16 protein-coding genes are annotated in these 16,304 nt (G+C 66.0%); 12 read left to right on the top strand and 4 right to left on the bottom strand.

What is annotated here, in order from left to right; all coding sequences use genetic code 11:
• Positions 1 to 95: 95 nt before the first annotated feature.
• Positions 96 to 1,619, top strand: coding sequence for an MFS transporter (locus E5675_RS04505; protein ID WP_136173532.1), 1,524 nt, complete (start codon positions 96 to 98; stop codon positions 1,617 to 1,619).
• Here the strand turns inward: E5675_RS04505 and E5675_RS04500 are convergent.
• Positions 1,603 to 2,286 (bottom strand): UTRA domain-containing protein, encoded by a 684-nt coding sequence (locus E5675_RS04500; RefSeq protein ID WP_136173531.1) that lies wholly within the window; start codon positions 2,284 to 2,286, stop codon positions 1,603 to 1,605. The two genes, E5675_RS04505 and E5675_RS04500, sit on opposite strands and share 17 nt — an antisense overlap.
• Positions 2,283 to 3,632 carry a formimidoylglutamate deiminase gene (locus E5675_RS04495; protein ID WP_136176334.1) on the bottom strand — a complete coding sequence of 450 codons (1,350 nt, stop codon included), beginning with the start codon at positions 3,630 to 3,632 and terminating at the stop codon, positions 2,283 to 2,285. The genes E5675_RS04500 and E5675_RS04495 overlap by 4 nt, the downstream gene beginning before the upstream one ends.
• Positions 3,633 to 3,661: 29 nt before the next feature.
• On the opposite strand from E5675_RS04495, the gene hutI reads away from it, so the two are divergent.
• From hutI to E5675_RS04445, 10 genes are all read left to right on the top strand, one after another.
• Entirely contained in the window at positions 3,662 to 4,873 is a 1,212-nt protein-coding gene (hutI, locus tag E5675_RS04490) for an imidazolonepropionase (protein ID WP_136173530.1), read from the top strand.
• The gene (gene hutH, locus E5675_RS04485) at positions 4,870 to 6,390 is read left to right on the top strand and encodes a histidine ammonia-lyase (protein ID WP_136173529.1); all 1,521 of its coding nucleotides are present in this window, start codon (positions 4,870 to 4,872) and stop codon (positions 6,388 to 6,390) included. The genes hutI and hutH overlap by 4 nt, the downstream gene beginning before the upstream one ends.
• Positions 6,390 to 7,193, top strand: a complete 804-nt coding sequence (hutG, locus tag E5675_RS04480) for an N-formylglutamate deformylase (protein WP_136173528.1) — start codon at positions 6,390 to 6,392, stop codon at positions 7,191 to 7,193. The genes hutH and hutG overlap by 1 nt, the downstream gene beginning before the upstream one ends.
• Positions 7,190 to 8,854, top strand: coding sequence for a urocanate hydratase (gene hutU, locus E5675_RS04475; protein ID WP_136173527.1), 1,665 nt, complete (start codon positions 7,190 to 7,192; stop codon positions 8,852 to 8,854). Before hutG ends, hutU begins: the two co-directional genes overlap by 4 nt.
• A gap of 75 nt (positions 8,855 to 8,929) precedes the next feature.
• A complete protein-coding gene (locus E5675_RS04470; protein WP_136173526.1) occupies positions 8,930 to 10,093 on the top strand; it encodes an acyl-CoA dehydrogenase family protein in 1,164 nt (387 codons plus the stop codon).
• Positions 10,093 to 10,923: a MaoC family dehydratase N-terminal domain-containing protein gene (locus tag E5675_RS04465; RefSeq protein ID WP_136173525.1), complete on the top strand. Its 831-nt coding sequence runs from the start codon at positions 10,093 to 10,095 to the stop codon at positions 10,921 to 10,923. Before E5675_RS04470 ends, E5675_RS04465 begins: the two co-directional genes overlap by 1 nt.
• Positions 10,924 to 11,140: 217 nt before the next feature.
• Positions 11,141 to 11,662: a hypothetical protein gene (locus E5675_RS04460; protein WP_136173524.1), complete on the top strand. Its 522-nt coding sequence runs from the start codon at positions 11,141 to 11,143 to the stop codon at positions 11,660 to 11,662.
• Between the two features lie 78 nt (positions 11,663 to 11,740).
• A complete protein-coding gene (locus tag E5675_RS04455; RefSeq protein ID WP_136173523.1) occupies positions 11,741 to 12,148 on the top strand; it encodes a hypothetical protein in 408 nt (135 codons plus the stop codon).
• A 16-nt stretch (positions 12,149 to 12,164) separates the two neighbouring features.
• Positions 12,165 to 12,890: a C39 family peptidase gene (locus E5675_RS04450; protein WP_136173522.1), complete on the top strand. Its 726-nt coding sequence runs from the start codon at positions 12,165 to 12,167 to the stop codon at positions 12,888 to 12,890.
• 8 nt (positions 12,891 to 12,898) lie between these two features.
• Positions 12,899 to 13,465: a hypothetical protein gene (locus E5675_RS04445; protein ID WP_136173521.1), complete on the top strand. Its 567-nt coding sequence runs from the start codon at positions 12,899 to 12,901 to the stop codon at positions 13,463 to 13,465.
• An 88-nt stretch (positions 13,466 to 13,553) separates the two neighbouring features.
• Here E5675_RS04445 and E5675_RS04440 read toward each other — a convergent pair whose 3' ends face one another.
• Positions 13,554 to 14,990 (bottom strand): transporter, encoded by a 1,437-nt coding sequence (locus E5675_RS04440; protein ID WP_136173520.1) that lies wholly within the window; start codon positions 14,988 to 14,990, stop codon positions 13,554 to 13,556.
• Positions 14,987 to 15,667 (bottom strand): helix-turn-helix domain-containing protein, encoded by a 681-nt coding sequence (locus tag E5675_RS04435; protein ID WP_136173519.1) that lies wholly within the window; start codon positions 15,665 to 15,667, stop codon positions 14,987 to 14,989. Before E5675_RS04435 ends, E5675_RS04440 begins: the two co-directional genes overlap by 4 nt.
• 391 nt (positions 15,668 to 16,058) lie before the next feature.
• Between E5675_RS04435 and E5675_RS04430 the strand changes: the two genes are divergently transcribed.
• Positions 16,059 to 16,292 carry a helix-turn-helix transcriptional regulator gene (locus E5675_RS04430; protein WP_247594779.1) on the top strand — a complete coding sequence of 78 codons (234 nt, stop codon included), beginning with the start codon at positions 16,059 to 16,061 and terminating at the stop codon, positions 16,290 to 16,292.
• The last annotated feature ends 12 nt before the right edge of the window (positions 16,293 to 16,304 follow it).

Genomic DNA, 16,304 nt, shown 5'->3' with positions numbered 1-16,304 from the left:
TATTCGTATACGCACCGGCCGCGCGGCTTGCCCTCCCTCCCCCGCGCTGCAATCCTCATGCCGCGCGCCGCGCCAGCGCCGCCGGGGAGAGAGATATGGAAAAGCCGACACAGGGCTTTCGCGGTCTGTGGAACATCAGCTTCGGCTTTCTGGGAATCCAGATCGGCTTCGCGCTGCAGAATGCCAATATGAGCCGTATCTTCCAGACGCTCGGCGCCGAACTCGAATCGCTGCCCGCGCTCTGGATCGCCGCGCCGCTCACCGGCCTGCTCGTCCAGCCGGTCATCGGCCATATGTCCGACCGCACCTGGCTCGGGAGGCTCGGGCGGCGGCGCCCCTATTTTCTCGCCGGCGCGATCCTCGCCGCGCTCGCCTTGCTGATCATGCCCGAATCCTCGGTGCTCTGGTTCTCGGTGCTGATGCTCTGGATCCTCGACGCGTCGATCAATGTCTCGATGGAGCCGTTTCGCGCCTTTGTCGGCGACATGCTGCGCCGCGACCAACACAGCATCGGCTATGCGGTGCAGACCTTCTTCATTGGCGTGGGCGCGGTCGCGGGATCGGCCTTCCCTTGGCTGCTCGACCATCTCGGCGTCGCCAACACGGCGGCGCCGGGCGAGATCCCCGACACCGTGCGCTACAGCTTCTGGGCGGGCGGCCTCGTCTTCTTCCTTTCGGTGCTGTGGACCGTGCTCACGACGCGCGAATATTCGCCCGAAGAGATGGCGGCCTTCGCCGGCAGCGATGCCGTCGCCGACAACCCCGCCGCCACCCGCCTGCTCGCCGCGCGCAGCTTTGCGGGCAGCGCGATCTGGGCCGGCGCCGGCCTTGCCATCGCCTTCCTCGTCGCCGAGTTCGGCCTCGAAAAGGAGATGTATCTGCTCGCCGCGCTCGTCACGGGCTATGGCCTCGCCGGCGCGCTCGCGATCGCGCTCGCCCGCGCGGGGCGCAGCAACAACATGCTCGCGCATATCGTCGGCGATTTCGCGGGCATGCCGCCGGTGATGAAGAAGCTCGCGCTCGTCCAGTTCTTCAGCTGGTCGGCGCTGTTCGTCATGTGGATCAACACCACTCCCGTCGTCGCGCAATATATGTTCGGCAGCAGCGATCCCGCATCGCCCGCCTATCAGGCGGGGGGCAATTGGGTCGGGGTCCTGTTCGCGACCTATAATGCCGTCGCGGCCATCGCCGCGCTGACCCTGCTGCCATGGTTGTCGCGGCGCGTCGGGCAGGCGCGCACGCACATGATCTGCCTGCTCGTCGGTGCCGCCGGGTTCGTAAGCTTCCTCTTCCTGCGCGATCCGCAGGCCCTGCTCGTCGCCGAGGTGGCGATCGGCATCGCATGGGCCTCGATCCTCGCCATGCCCTACGCCATCCTCGCGTCCAACCTGCCGCAGGCAAAGCTCGGCATCTATATGGGGCTGTTCAATATATTCGTCGTCATACCCCAGCTTCTGGTCGCCACAGTCATGGGTCAGGTGATGAAGGCGCTGTTCCCCGGCGAGCCGGTCTATACGATGGGCTTCGCGGCGGCCGCGTGGGCGATCGCCGCGATCGCGATGCTGCGCATCGTCCCGATGGTTCCGCATGGCCGGGGCGGCGTCACGGACCCGCGTTGAATTCGGCAACCAGATCGAAGCGGTCACCGCGGAACAATTGCCGGACGTGCGTGACGACGCGGCCCGCGCGCCAGGTCGTGCGGTCGAGTTCGAGGCACGCCGCGCCGGGACCGATTCCCAAAAGCGACGTTTCCTTGCGCACCGGGTTCACCGCGCGAATAACGTGGCGCGCCTGCGTCCACGGGATATGGCCGAGCAACCAGGTCCCCGGGGCCTCCTTCGCAAAGTCCGCGTCCGCCGCAGCGGGCACTTCGCCGAGCGCGATGAAGCGCCGTTCGAGCGCGAAGGGCTCGCCCGCCGCCCTGTGCACGCCCTCAATGCGCAGCGCCGGCCCCGCGAGCGGTTCCTCGCCGGTATCGTCCGTGTCGATGATCGATATCAGGTCCCAGCGATAGGTCTCGCCGCGCGCCGCGATCAGTTCGGCAAGGTCGGGCACCGTCATCACCGCCGAATGAACCGGCGGATGCGCGACGAACGTCCCCGCCTTGCGGCGGCGTTCGACGAGCCCCGAGGCCGCGAGTTCGCCGAGCGCCTTGCTCACCGTCGCGCGCGCGCAGACGTAGCGCGCGGCGAGCTCCTGCTCGGTGGGCACGCGGTCGCCGGGACGCCATTCGCCCGAGCGGATCGCGGCGGCGATCTCGTCGCGGATGCGCCGCGCGGGGTTCACGCGAGCAGCCGCGCAACGCAGCCGCGATACGCGGTTCCGATCGCATCGGCGTCCAGATGGCGCCCCTTTTCGACGCGCTTTACGCCCGCGCGCCACACGCTGTCGATCGCGCCCGCGCGAGCGGCGAAAATCCAGCGGTCGAGCAGCGTCGCATCGTCGTTGCCAGCGAAGGAGGGATGCTCCAAGTCGAGCGAGACGATGTCGGCGGCATGGCCGACAGCCAGCCCCGCGGGCACGCCGAGCGCCTGCGCGCCGCCCGCGATGGCGCTCGCGAAGAGGTTGGCGCCCACGAAGGGCGCTTCCTCGCTCGCCAGCAAGGCGCGGGCGCGCTGCGCGAGGCGCTGCGAATATTCGAGCGCGCGAAGCTCCTGCGCCGCATCGACGAGGATATTGCTGTCGGTGCCGACCCCGAAGCGTCCCCCCGCGCCCAGATAATCGACCGCCGGAAAAATGCCGTCGCCCAGATTGCCTTCGGTAACCGGGCAAAGCCCGGCGACCGCGCCACTCGCAGCGAGCCGCCGCACCTCGCGTTCGTCGAGATGTGTCGAATGGATGAGGCACCAGCGTTCATCGACCCCGACATTGTCGAGCAGCCATTCGACGGGCCGCGCGCCGCTCCATGCGACGCAGTCGGCCACCTCCTTCAACTGTTCGGCGGCATGGATATGCACAGGCCCGGTCGGCGACATTTCGAGCAGCGCGCGAAGCTCTTCGGGCGTCACGGCTCGAAGCGAGTGTGGCGCGACGCCGATGTTGGCGTCGCCCGCGAGCTTCGACCGCGACGCATCGAGCAATGCCGCAAAGCCGTCGATGTCGTTGAGGAAGCGCCGCTGCCCCGGGCTCGGCGGCGCGGCATCGAAATTGCCGTGCGCGTAGAAAACGGGAAGCAGCGTCAGCCCGATCCCCGTCGCGGCGCTCGCCTGCGCAATCGCCCCCGCCATCTCGGCCGGGTCGGCATAGGCCGCGCCCGCCGGATCGTGATGCAGATAGTGGAACTCGCCGACGCGCGTGAAACCCGTCTCGAGCATCTCGGCATAGGCCTGCGCGGTGATCGCCGCGACATCCTCGGGCGTCAGCCGGTCGAGGAAGCGGTACATGATCTCGCGCCAGCTCCAGAAATTGTCGTCGGGACGGCTGCGGCGTTCGGACAATCCCGCCATGCCGCGCTGGAAGCCGTGACTGTGGACGTTGCAGAGGCCGGGCAGGCCGGCGCGGTGACGATCGTCGGCGCCCTGCGCTGCGACGCCCGTCTCTACCGAGGCGATCCGCCCGTCCGCGATACGCAACCGCACGTCCTTTTCCCAGCCATTGCCGATCCATGCGCGTTCGAACCAGAGCGAAACCATCATCCGTCCTCATATTATGTCTAGACATAATGGCGCATCAAGGCGAGACTGTCCAGATGGAGCAACGCTGGACGAACGCCCGAATCGCAACAATGGCCGGAGACGATCTCGGCCTGATCGACGATGCCGTGGTGGCGGCGAAGGATGGCCGAATCACCTATGCCGGCCCCGCCGAGGGCGCGCCGACCACCGAAGCGCAGGTGCATGATTGCGAAGGGCGGCTGATCACGCCCGGGCTGATCGACTGCCACACCCACCTGATCCACGGCGGCAACCGTGCGAACGAATGGGCGATGCGGCTTCAAGGCGCGAGCTATGAAGAGATTGCCCGCGCCGGCGGCGGCATCGTCTCGACGATGCGCGCGACACGCGAAGCGAGCGAGGAGGAGCTGGTCGAAAGCGCACTGCCCCGCCTCGACGCGCTGATCGCCGAGGGTGTGACGACGATCGAGATCAAATCGGGTTACGGCCTCTCGACCGACGACGAACTCAAGATGCTGCGCGCCGCGCGTGCGCTCGCCGGGCACCGCAACATCCGCGTCGAGCCGACCTTCCTCGGCGCGCACGCGCTGCCCCCCGAATATAAGGGCGACAGCGACTCCTATATCGATCTCGTCGTCGGCGAGATGATCCCCGCCGCCGCGCCGCTCGCGACCGCAGTCGACGCATTTTGCGAAGGCATCGGCTTTTCGCCCGCACAATGCACGCGCGTGATCGAAGCCGCGAAGGCGCATGGCCTCGCGGTCAAGCTCCACGCCGAACAATTGTCGGCGCTCCACGGCAGCGCGCTTGCCGCAAACCATGGCGCCTTGTCGGCCGACCATCTCGAACATGCGACCGACGACGATGTCCGCGCGATGGCCGAAGCGGGCACCGTCGCGGTCCTGCTGCCCGGCGCTTACTATTTCATGCGCGAGACGAAACTGCCGCCAGTGGGCGCGATGCGCCGCCATGGCACGCGCATCGCCCTTGCCACCGACAATAACCCCGGCACCTCGCCGACGACCTCGCTGCTGCTGATGCTCAACATGGGCGCAACGCTGTTCGGGCTGACGGTGGTCGAGGCGCTGCGCGGCGTGACGGTGAACGCCGCCGCGGCGCTCGGCCTGTCCGCCGAGATCGGCACGCTCGAGCCTGGCAAGGCGTGCGACCTCGCGATCTGGGACGTCACTGAACCCGCCGAGCTTGTCTATCGCATCGGCTTCAACCCGCTTCACCAACGCATCAAGGACGGACAATGATCATCGAGCCCGGGCATATTTCGCTCGCCGACTGGCGCGAAATCTATGAGGGCGCGAGCGCCGAACTGAGCGACGCCGCATGGAACGCGATCGACGCGAGCGCCGCCGCGGTCGCACGCATCGTCGCCAAGGGCGCGCCGGTCTATGGCATCAACACCGGCTTCGGAAAGCTTGCGAGCGTGCGCATCGCCGACGACGATCTGGCGACGCTCCAGCGCAATATCGTGCTCAGCCATGCCGCCGGGACCGGCGCGCCGTCGCCGACGAAGATCGTCCGCCTGATGATGGCGCTCAAGCTCGCGAGCTTCGGCATGGGGGCATCGGGCGTCCGCCGCGAAACGGTCGCGATGATCGAGGCGATGCTGGCGAAGGGGCTCACCCCGGCCGTTCCGTCGCAAGGATCGGTCGGTGCGAGCGGCGACCTTGCGCCGCTGTCGCATATGGCGGCGGCGATGATCGGCGTCGGCGCGATCGACGTGGGCGGCAAGACGCTGCCCGCTGCCGATGCGCTCGCCCAAGCTGGGCTCATCCCGCTCGACCTCGGCCCCAAGGAAGGGCTCGCGCTGCTCAACGGTACGCAATTTTCGACCGCCAATGCGCTCGCCGGCCTGTTCCGCGCCGAAACGATTTTCCGCTCGGCGCTGATCACCGGCGCGCTGTCGACCGAAGCCGCCAAGGGTTCCGACGCACCGTTCGACGCGCGTATCCATGCGCTGCGCGGCCATGCGGGCCAACGTGAGGTCGGTGACGCGCTGCGCGGGTTGATGGCGGGTTCGGCGATCCGCGCCTCGCACGCGGTCGACGATCCGCGCGTGCAGGACCCCTATTGCCTCCGCTGCCAGCCGCAGGTCATGGGCGCAGCGCTCGACCTGCTGCGGCAGGCAGGAACGACGCTCGGCATCGAAGCGAATGGCGTCTCGGACAACCCGCTGATCTTCGCCGACACCAACGAAGCCCTCTCGGGCGGCAATTTCCACGCCGAACCCGTCGCCTTCGCCGCCGACATGATCGCGATGGCCTTGTGCGAGATCGGCTCGATTTCGGAGCGCCGCATCGCCATGCTCGTCGATCCGGCGCTGTCGGGCCTGCCCGCCTTTCTCACCCCCCGCCCCGGCCTCAACTCGGGCTTCATGATCCCGCAGGTTACCGCCGCGGCGCTGGTCAGCGAGAACAAGCAGCGCGCCTATCCGGCGAGCGTCGATTCTATCCCGACGTCGGCCAATCAGGAGGATCATGTCTCGATGGCCGCGCACGGCGCGCGACGCCTGCTCGACATGGGCGACAATGCCAGCGCGGTGATCGGCATCGAACTGCTCGCGGCATGTCAGGGGGTCGATTTCCACGCGCCGCTGAAATCAAGCGACGCGCTCGAAGCCGCACACAAGCATCTCCGCGCGAATGTGCCGACGCTCGAAGACGACCGGCATTTCCACCCCGATATGGAGGCCGCGACCGCGCTGGTTCGCTCGGGCAGCCTCGTCGCCGCGGTTCCCGCCACGCTGCCGGGTCTCGGTTGATGGACTGGCTGCGCGTCCATCGCGGCGACGCGCCGCTCGTCGTCGCGTTCCCGCATGGCGGGACCGATCTGGCGGGGCTCGACGAACAGTATGTGTCGCCCTGGCACGCGCAGATCGACACCGACTGGTGGATCGCCGATCTTTACGCCTTCGCCGCCGATCTCGGCGCGACACTGATCGCCACCGACATTTCGCGCAGCGTGATCGACATGAATCGCGATCCCTCGGGCGCGTCGCTCTACCCGGGGCAGGCGACGACCGAACTCTGCCCGACGACGACCTTCGACGGCGAGCCGCTCTATCGTTTCGATCAGCCCGACGAGGCGTCGATCACCCAGCGGCTCAACCTCTATCACCGCCCCTATCACGACGCGCTGACCGACGAACTCGGCCGCCTGAAAGCCGCGCACGGCAAGGTCGTCCTCTATGACGCCCACTCGATCCGCAGCCATGTCCCGCGCCTGTTCGACGGCGAGCTGCCGCAGTTCAACGTCGGTACCAACGGCGGTATGACATGCGCGCCCGAACTCGAAACCGTCGTCGCGAATATCTGCGCCGCGAGCGGCCATAGCCATGTCGTCAACGGCCGTTTCAAGGGTGGCTGGACGACGCGCCACTATGGCCGCCCCGAAAGCGGCATCCATGCGATCCAGATGGAGCTGGCGCAGCGCGGCTATATGACCGAGCCCGATACGATCACCCACGTCAACTGGCCCAGCCCCCTCGACCCCAATCCCGCGATCCGGCCCGTGCTCGAACAGGTCATCGCTGCGACACTCGATTTTGCGAAAGGACATTCATGACCACCCGCCTCGATAACAGCCGCGTGATCCGCCCTGCGACCGGCCCCGAGATCAGCGCGAAAAGCTGGCTCACCGAAGCACCGATGCGGATGCTGATGAACAATCTGCACCCCGACGTTGCCGAAGCGCCGCACGAACTCGTCGTCTATGGCGGCATCGGCCGCGCCGCGCGCGACTGGAAAAGCTATGACAAGATCGTCGAAACGCTAAAGCGGCTCGAAGGCGACGAAACCCTGCTCATCCAGTCGGGCAAGCCCGTCGGCGTCTTCCGCACCCACGAGAATGCGCCGCGCGTGCTCCTCGCCAATTCGAACCTCGTCCCTGAATGGGCGAACTGGGATCATTTCCACGAGCTCGATCGCAAAGGCCTGATGATGTACGGCCAGATGACCGCGGGCAGCTGGATCTATATCGGCAGCCAGGGCATCGTGCAGGGCACCTACGAAACCTTCGTCGAAATGGGGCGCCAGCATTATGGCGGCAGTCTTGCGGGCCGCTGGCTGCTCACCGCCGGGCTCGGCGGCATGGGCGGCGCGCAGCCGCTCGCGGCGGTAATGGCGGGTGCGAGTTGCCTCGCGATCGAATGCCAGCCGAGCCGCATCGAGATGCGCCTGCGGACCGGCTATCTCGACAAGCAGGCAGCGAGCATCGACGAGGCGATCGCGATGATCGAAGCGAGCCACGCCGAAGGAAAACCCGTCTCGGTCGGCCTGCTCGGCAACGCCGCCGAGATCCTGCCCGAGATGGTCCGTCGCGGCATCCGCCCCGATCTGCTCACCGACCAGACCTCGGCGCACGATCCGGTCAACGGCTATCTTCCCGCGGGCTGGACCCTCGACCAATGGTTCGCCAAGCGCGAGAGCGATCCCGCCGCCGTCGCCAAGGCAGCGAAGGCGTCGATGGCGGTCCATGTGCAAGCCATGCTCGACCTGCAGGCGGCGGGTGTACCGACGACCGATTACGGCAACAATATCCGCCAGATGGCGAAGGACGAGGGCGTCGAAAACGCGTTCGACTTCCCCGGCTTCGTCCCAGCCTATGTCCGCCCGCTCTTCTGCCGGGGCATCGGGCCGTTCCGCTGGGCGGCGCTGTCGGGCGATCCCGAGGACATCTACAAGACCGACGCCAAGGTGAAGGAGCTGCTGCCCGACAACGCTCACCTCCACAACTGGCTCGACATGGCGCGCGAGAAGATCCGGTTTCAGGGACTGCCCGCGCGCATTTGCTGGGTCGGGCTCGGCGATCGCCACCGGCTCGGCCTTGCGTTCAACGAAATGGTCGCGGCGGGTGACCTCAAGGCACCCGTCGTGATCGGCCGCGACCATCTCGATTCGGGCTCGGTCGCCTCGCCGAACCGCGAGACCGAGGCGATGCGCGACGGGTCGGATGCGGTTTCGGACTGGCCGCTCCTCAACGCGCTGCTCAACACCGCCTCGGGCGCGACCTGGGTATCCCTCCATCACGGCGGCGGGGTCGGCATGGGCTATTCGCAACATAGCGGCATGGTGATTGTCGCCGACGGCACCCCCGAGGCGGCGAAGCGGCTCGAACGCGTGCTGTGGAACGACCCCGGCACCGGCGTCATGCGCCACGCCGACGCGGGTTACGACATCGCCATCGACTGCGCGCGCGAAAAGGGCCTCGACCTGCCGAGCATCTGACGCTTGTTTCAGTTGCGCCGAAACAGCTTCGCATTCTAAGGCTCTCCCCGATGATCAGTGGAGAGCCAGACGCCGATGTCCGAAGCCCAGCCGCAGAGCTTTCCCGAAATCCGTGAGGCGGTGCGCCGCCTCTGCGCTGCGTTTCCCGGCGAATATTGGCAGAGGCTCGACCGCGACCGCATCTATCCGACCGAGTTCGTGCGCACACTGACCGAAGCGGGTTTCCTCTCGGTGCTGATCCCCGAGGAATATGGCGGATCTGGGCTCGGACTCGGTGCCGCGACCGCCGTGCTCGAGGAAATTCACCGTTCGGGCTGCAACGGCGGCGCGTGCCATGCGCAGATGTACACGATGGGCACGCTACTCAAGTACGGGTCGGAGGCGCAGAAGCGGGAATATTTGCCCGCGATCGCGCGCGGCGAGCTTCGCCTGCAGGCGTTCGGCGTGACCGAGCCGACCGCGGGCACCGACACCACTCGCATTCGCACCTTCGCGCGTAGGGTCGACGACAAATATATCGTCAACGGCCAGAAGATCTGGATCAGCCGCGCCGAACATTCGGACCTGATGGTCCTGCTCTGCCGCACCACCCCGCGCGAGGCGTGCGCCAAGCCCTCCGACGGGATGAGTGTGCTGCTCGTCGACATGCGCGAGGCGGTTGGCAAGGGCCTTACGATCCGCCCGGTACGCACGATGCTCAACCATGCGACGACCGAGCTTTTTTTCGACGATCTCGAAGTCCCCTCCGCGAATTTGATCGGCGAGGAGGGCAGGGGCTTTCGCTATATCCTGTCGGGCATGAACGCCGAGCGCATCCTGATTGCATCCGAATGTATCGGCGACGGCCGCTTCTTCGTCGACCGCGCGGTCGCCTATGCCAAGGACCGCTCGGTCTTCGGCCGCGCGATCGGCGAGAATCAGGGCGTCCAGTTCCCGATCGCGCGCGCCTGGGTCCAGATCGCCGCCGCCACCGAAATGGTCGACAAGGCCGCGCGTCTGTTCGACACCGGCGCCGATTGCGGGACCGAAGCCAATATGGCGAAGATGCTCGCGTCCGAGGCCAGCTGGTACGCCGCCGACATGTGCATCCAGACGCACGGCGGCTTCGGCTTCGCCGAGGAATATGATATCGAGCGCAAATTCCGCGAGACGCGCCTCTATCAGGTCGCGCCGATCAGCACGAACCTGATCCTCAGCCACGTCGCGACCCACGCGCTCGGCCTACCCAAGAGCTTTTGATGGACGAATATTCTGCCTGGGTCGGCCGCAGCGAAACACGCAAGGATATCGCGACCGCAGCGCCGCTGCGGGGTCTTGCCGCCTTGCTCGACCATGACGCCGTGACGGATATCCTCCCGCCGCTCGGTCACTGGCTCTATTTCCTTCCCGACGCCCGGCAGTCGGCGATCGGCGAGGACGGCCACCCGCGCCGCGACGGCGCAGGTCTGCTCCCGCCTGTCCCGCTTCCGCGCCGCATGTGGGCAGGAAGCCGCATCGAATTCCTCGCTCCGATCGCGGTCGGCGCCGCGCTGACCCGCGTCACCACGATCGACGCGATCAAGCCCAAACGCGGCGCGAGCGGCGACCTGCTCTTCGTCACCTTGCGCCACGACATCGCGGCGAACGGCGTGCCCGCGATCCGCGAGGAACAGGATATCGTCTTTCGCGAACCCACCCCGGCATCGCCCGCCCCGCAGGCACCGACCGTCCCCGCGGCCGCCGAACCCGCCGACGCGGTCCGCAAGGTTTCGCCCGATCCGGTGCTGCTCTTCCGCTATTCGGCGCTGACATTCAACGCGCACCGCATCCACTATGACCGCGACTATGCGCAGAGCGTTGAGGGCTATGCCGGGCTGGTCGTGCACGGCCCGCTGATCGCGACGCTGCTGATCGATCATGCCCTGCGCGCCGCGCCCGACATCGTTCCGCGCCAGTTCGTCTTCCGCGCAGAGGCGCCGCTGATCGACGGCGCCCCCTTCGACCTCTGTCTCGCGCGCGAGGGCGACGCGGCGAAGCTGTGGGCGCGCGATGCGACCGGGCGCGCGACGATGCGCGCGAATCTGTCCTGAAACCAGCGCTTCGCCGGCCGGATTGATCCAAGCAATCCTCCCACCGGGATCATCTGGGTATTTCTCCGCCCCCGACATTGTGAATTCGCAAAGCGGCACGGGCGGTCGCGGAGCATCATCGCCTTGTTCGCACCGATGCGGACGGAGTCGGGGAGGATCCGCATCAGCCATGCCATCCGGCATCGCGAGCCGTCCCCATTATTGAGAGGAAAAAGTCATGATCAAGAAAGTCATGCTTGCGGTCTCGACGCTGGCCCTTGCAGCAACCGCAGCGCCTGCGCTGGCGCAACAGAACCAGGACAACGACAACACCACGACCGGTGCGTCGGGTAATAACAGCGACACGCTCGTCGTGAACGACCTGATCGACCTGTTCGTCCAAGACAATGCCGCCGACACTTTCTCGGACGACGACCAGGACAATGACGGCAATGGTTCGTTCAACGGCAACAGCCTGGTCGTTGCGACGCAGACGCTCAGCGCAAACAACACCAACCAGAACCTCGACGAAGTCGTCGATATGGACGGTGAAGACGGTACCGAAACGCCTGTCGGCTACAACAGCGGCAACAACTCGGTGCGCGGCAATGCCTTTGCGGCTTATGCGGGCATCCTGAACGCCGCCTGGAACACGGGCATCAACGCCAACACCCAGGCCGCAACCAACATCGCCGCGCAAGGCACCGTCAGCTTCGGCGACAGCGCCCCGGCCGGCGGTGGCGGCGGCGGCGGCGACTGATCGGTCCCCCCGGATGGCCGGCCCGGCCCCACTGGCGGGCCGGCCATTTCTTCCCGTTTCGGTTTCGAGGAGCGCATCATGAAACCCCCGATCGTCCCGGTACTGCTGGTCCTGGCGGGCTTGTCCGTGCCGGTATCTGCCCAATTGCCTCCGCCCGACGCAGCGGTGCCTGCGGTGGCTCAATCTGCCCCGGTCGAAGCTATTGTGGTGTCAGCCATCCCGGCACGGCCCGTACGCAAATCGCCGATGCTGAACGACAGCGAACTCGACACGCAACGCGGCGGCCAATCGCTCGTCATCACCAACCAGACGATGGAATCGCTCGTCGCCGGCAATGTGCTGAACGGCGATTACACCGCCGGATCGGTAGCGCTCAGCGATTTCGCCCTCTCGAACTTCAACGGTGTCGGCAACCTGCTGATCAACACCGGCGCTCAGGTCAGCGCGCAGAGCGGCATGAACCTGACCATCAATCTCGGCGATTGAATTCGCCGTGCGGCCCATGCGAGCCTTGATCGCGGGTATGCTGTGCGCCCTCGCCGCAGCACCCGCCGCCGCCGAGGTCCGGCTGACGGGCCCCGAAACCGGCGGCACTTACCAGCTCCAGGTGATGACCTGGTGGGACATTCCCTTTCGTTCGGTCATCCGCCAGCGTTATGATTTCAGCTGCGGCTCGGCCGCGCTCGCAACGCTGCTCACCTATCATTACGGCGCGCCGACCTCCGAAGCGATGCCATTCCGCTCCATGTGGGAAAAGGGCGACCGCGAAGCGATCCGCAAGGTCGGCTTCTCGATGCTCGACATGAAGACCTATCTCGCTTCGCGCGGCTTTCGCGCCGAAGGCTTCCGGCTCACCGTCGATCAATTGAAGCAGGTGAAGCGCCCGACGATCGTCCTGATGGACCTTAAGGGATTCAAGCATTTCGTCGTGATCAAGGGCGTGCGCGGCGACCGGGTACTCACCGGCGATTCGGTGCTCGGCCTCAACGAATATTCGCTCGAGGATTTCGAGAAGCACTGGAACGGCATCGCCTTGGCGATCGTCGAAGGGGGCAAGAAACGCCCCGAATTCAACCTCGCCGGCGACTGGGGACCCTGGTCGCAGGCTCCACTCGAAAAGGACGGCTCGCTCCACGTCTCGGCCGGCGACCTCACCACCCACCTTCCCCCACAATATCAGCTGACCCCGCAGATCCTGCTCGATGTGCGCGTCGGCACCGTGAAATGAGAAAGACCATGCCCTCACGCATCTTCCTGCTCGCCCTCGCGCCCGTGCTCCTCGCGGCAAGCGAACCGCAGGACGCCGATCCGCTGGCAAACGCGCAGACGGTATCAGACGAGGTGCTCGCGGCCCAGCGCGGCGGCTTCGCCTTTCAGGGCATGGTGATCGCCTTCGGCGCCGACATCCGCAGCTATGTGAACGACGAGCTCGCGCTGCGCACGATCGTCAGCTGGACACCCGAGGGGCAGACGATCGAGCGCTTCGTCTCGCCCGCGCTGACCGCCGTCGATGCGGCGCAGGTTCAGGGCGGTATATTGACCAGCGGCGGCATCTCGATGCGCATCGGCGACGAGACGGTGTTTCTCGCGAACAACGGCCAGACGGCGCTGATCCAGAGCACCGACGCGATCCAGAATGTGCTGATCAACACCGCCAGCAACGTCTCGCTGAACCAGCAGGTCGACGCCGTGCTCGACATCAGCGGTTATGAAGGCTTCCGCGATGCGCTCGCGACGACACGGCTCAGCGACTCGATCGGCGCCGTGATGGGCGCCCAGACCGTCGGCGCACTCGGAAACTGACGACCCCCCGCCCCCGTTTCGACAGGGACGGTTCACCTGGCCCCGCCATCCATTGGCGGGGCTTCTTTCTGGGTCGCTTGGGAAAGGTCTATTTGCCGCCGAAGGGCATGCGCAGCGTGATCGACACGTCGGGCGCATCCTCGGTCACCCCGATTTCGAAGCCGAGGTTGAGCACGTCGCGTTGGGTCAGCCGGTACGACATGCCGAAATTGAGCGAACCAACGTGGATATAGTTTGATTTCTGGCGCGTATCGCCGATCTCCGTCTTCGTCGGGAAGATATAATTGTGGCGATAGCCGAGCGAGAAGGAAAAGCGGGGGTTGAGCGCAAAGCCGAAGCCGATGTTGGCCGACACTGCATCGCCCGGGTCGACGCGCCCGATCAGCACATCGCCGACCATTTCGTTCACGTCGCGCGGGATGTGATAGAGATAGGCGGCACCGCCATAGATGACCGCGGGATCCGACGGCATCAGGAAGTTGAGCCCCGGCTGGACCGCCCAAAATCCCGACCCGGTGGCGAGGCCCGTCGCGACGCCGAATTCATCATAGCCGATCTCGAACGGCCCCTTGCCCGTGTCCGATTTGACGCGCAGCGTTCCAACGAAAATCGGCTTTTGCCCGACCGGCCGGTTGAACTGGTAACGCAGCGAGAATTCGGCATCGCCGAAACCATCTTCGCGCAGCTTGATCTGGCGGACGATGCCTTCGTCACGCTGCTGGACGACCTCGATCCGGTCGTTGCGATACAGATAGGGCAGCCGCACTTCGGCTTCGAGCCGGTCGGTGATCCCGTAACGCAGCGACGCGGTGCCGACGAGCGTGTCGCGATCGGCGTCGGTCGCCTCGATCAGGCCGATCTGGATGCCGGGGATCAGCTCGATCCCGCGGAACACGAGGCGGTTGGTCGACGAGCGCGTATATTCGAACGAGGGTTCGAAGAAGAGCTCGCCGGCGCGCGTCAGCACGCCCTGTCCCTCGGGAACCGCCGCAACGCGTTGCTGGGGTGGTTCCTCCGGCGGCGGCGCCTCTCCTACCGGTGCGTCGGGAAGGGCGACCGAGTCGCTGCCGGGCCCGGGGAGCGCCGGTCCTGGCCCGACACCCTGCCCCAAACCCGTACCGCGAAAGATGTCGAGCGGCGCTTCGGCGAGCGCGAATGAGGAAAGCCGGTCGACCTGCGCCTGCTGGGTCACGATCTGTTGCTGGAGCTTCGCGATCTGCTCTCCCTGCTCGGCGATCATGGCGCTCTGCCGGTCGATCAGCGCGCGCTGTTCGGCGATAATCCGGCGCTGCGCGTCGATCTCGCTCTCGGGGCTCGCGGCGAGGTCGCCCCCGGCAGCGCCTGCCGGTGCCAGCGCCGCGGCGCGCCAGGTCGGCGCGGTGTCGAGGAACGGCAGCGTCTCGCAAAGGCATTCGAGCGCCGGCGCTTCATGCGCCCACGCCTGTGCGGGCATGAAGACGGCCGAGAAGCCGGCCGCCGCCACGCCCAAATGGCGCAGCGCGGGCGGGGCGGACACGATGCTCATGCTCCCAGCTCCTGCCCGGCGAAGGGGGGACGCACCCGCATCGCACCGATTCTGTCGATCGCCATCCCCGCCTCTTCGCCGGCGATGGCGCGCAGTCCGTCGAGATCGAGCAGCCGGCACGATTGCGGTCCGTCGAGCTCGATCAGGCCCTGTCGGACGAAGCCCGATATGGTGCGGCTGACCGTGTGGATCGTCAGCCCCAGATGATCGGCGATGTCGCCGCGCGTCATCGGCAGGGGAACGCTGCCGATCGCCGACAATCGCTTCGCGGCGATCAACAGGAACGCCGCGACGCGTTCGTTCGCGTTGCGGCGGCCGAGCAGGAATATACATTGGTTAGCGCTGTCGAGCGCGCGTTCGAGGGCCCGGCTCTGCCCCGGCGCGTCGGGCCCGCCGTTCGATGCGGGACGGCGCGCCAGGACGGCGTTCGTCACGGCCTCGGCCGCGGCGTCGCGCGCGCCATATTCGACACCGAACACGTCGCCCTGATAGAAAAAGCCGGTCAGCTGGCGATGTCCGTCGACGTGGAAATGACAGGTCCGGACGGTGCCGGAGATGACTTCGAACCAGCAATCGCCGGGATCGCCCTGCGAAAATATGATTTCGCCCTTACGAAATTTCAGGATGGTATCCTGCGGAATCGCCCCGCGATGAACTTCCCTCGACAGACCTTGCACGCCACGTCTCCAATCTGGAATTGGTATTTGCGGCGACCCCGTTTGCGAGTCTCATCTGCCTTTGCGGACCTCAAATCCATCCGGGGAAAGACCTAGGAATTCGTGTGTAGGAATGGCTTAGATGAATCACTTACGTATAATTCCTTAGCGTTTTCGGGGAATATACATTTGGATTCCAGCACCATAGCTGTATCGGCACAACGAGTGCCGCCATATACTTAATTAGCTTGCGTTAATTGCTAAACAGCTCGCAAAGCGATATGCTCCTCACCAGAGCAGGTGGGTGGCGGCTTTGCCGCGCAAAAGATGCTCGTCGGTCGCAAAAAAGTCCACGCCTTGGGTGTCAGGGGATTGCACCGTGCATCATAATGCTTTGAACGTAGAACCGCATTTGACCTTTCGCGAGCATCAGATACTGGAATTGGTAGCTGTCGGTTGCTCCGCCAAGCAGATCGCGATCGAAATCAATATCGCGCCGCGTACCGTGGAACGGCACATCGAAAATGTGCGGCTGAAACTCAATGCCCGCAACCGCGCGCACCTGATCACTCAGGCAATGCACCTCGGACTACTGGTCATCGAAACCCCGTCGCCCGACGAGCCGACGCTCTTCGAACTCAAATGACCGGGGCGTCTG

Origin of the sequence: Sphingopyxis sp. PAMC25046 (genome assembly GCF_004795895.1) — a bacterium.
In the GTDB taxonomy this organism is placed as follows: domain Bacteria; phylum Pseudomonadota; class Alphaproteobacteria; order Sphingomonadales; family Sphingomonadaceae; genus Sphingopyxis.
Note: the sequence above shows the minus strand (reverse complement) of the source record. Positions and strands in the feature narration are given on the sequence as shown.

What these genes read in the sequence shown, in the direction of transcription:
- E5675_RS04505 (WP_136173532.1), top strand. Translation starts at nt 96, where the DNA reads ATGGAAAAGCCGACACAGGGCTTTCGCGGTCTGTGGAACATCAGCTTC.
- E5675_RS04495 (WP_136176334.1), bottom strand. Translation starts at nt 3,632, where the DNA reads ATGGTTTCGCTCTGGTTCGAACGCGCATGGATCGGCAATGGCTGGGAA.
- hutI (WP_136173530.1), top strand. Translation starts at nt 3,662, where the DNA reads ATGGCGCATCAAGGCGAGACTGTCCAGATGGAGCAACGCTGGACGAAC.
- hutH (WP_136173529.1), top strand. Translation starts at nt 4,870, where the DNA reads ATGATCATCGAGCCCGGGCATATTTCGCTCGCCGACTGGCGCGAAATC.
- hutG (WP_136173528.1), top strand. Translation starts at nt 6,390, where the DNA reads ATGGACTGGCTGCGCGTCCATCGCGGCGACGCGCCGCTCGTCGTCGCG.
- hutU (WP_136173527.1), top strand. Translation starts at nt 7,190, where the DNA reads ATGACCACCCGCCTCGATAACAGCCGCGTGATCCGCCCTGCGACCGGC.
- E5675_RS04470 (WP_136173526.1), top strand. Translation starts at nt 8,930, where the DNA reads ATGTCCGAAGCCCAGCCGCAGAGCTTTCCCGAAATCCGTGAGGCGGTG.
- E5675_RS04465 (WP_136173525.1), top strand. Translation starts at nt 10,093, where the DNA reads ATGGACGAATATTCTGCCTGGGTCGGCCGCAGCGAAACACGCAAGGAT.
- E5675_RS04460 (WP_136173524.1), top strand. Translation starts at nt 11,141, where the DNA reads ATGATCAAGAAAGTCATGCTTGCGGTCTCGACGCTGGCCCTTGCAGCA.
- E5675_RS04455 (WP_136173523.1), top strand. Translation starts at nt 11,741, where the DNA reads ATGAAACCCCCGATCGTCCCGGTACTGCTGGTCCTGGCGGGCTTGTCC.
- E5675_RS04450 (WP_136173522.1), top strand. Translation starts at nt 12,165, where the DNA reads ATGCGAGCCTTGATCGCGGGTATGCTGTGCGCCCTCGCCGCAGCACCC.
- E5675_RS04445 (WP_136173521.1), top strand. Translation starts at nt 12,899, where the DNA reads ATGCCCTCACGCATCTTCCTGCTCGCCCTCGCGCCCGTGCTCCTCGCG.
- E5675_RS04440 (WP_136173520.1), bottom strand. Translation starts at nt 14,990, where the DNA reads ATGAGCATCGTGTCCGCCCCGCCCGCGCTGCGCCATTTGGGCGTGGCG.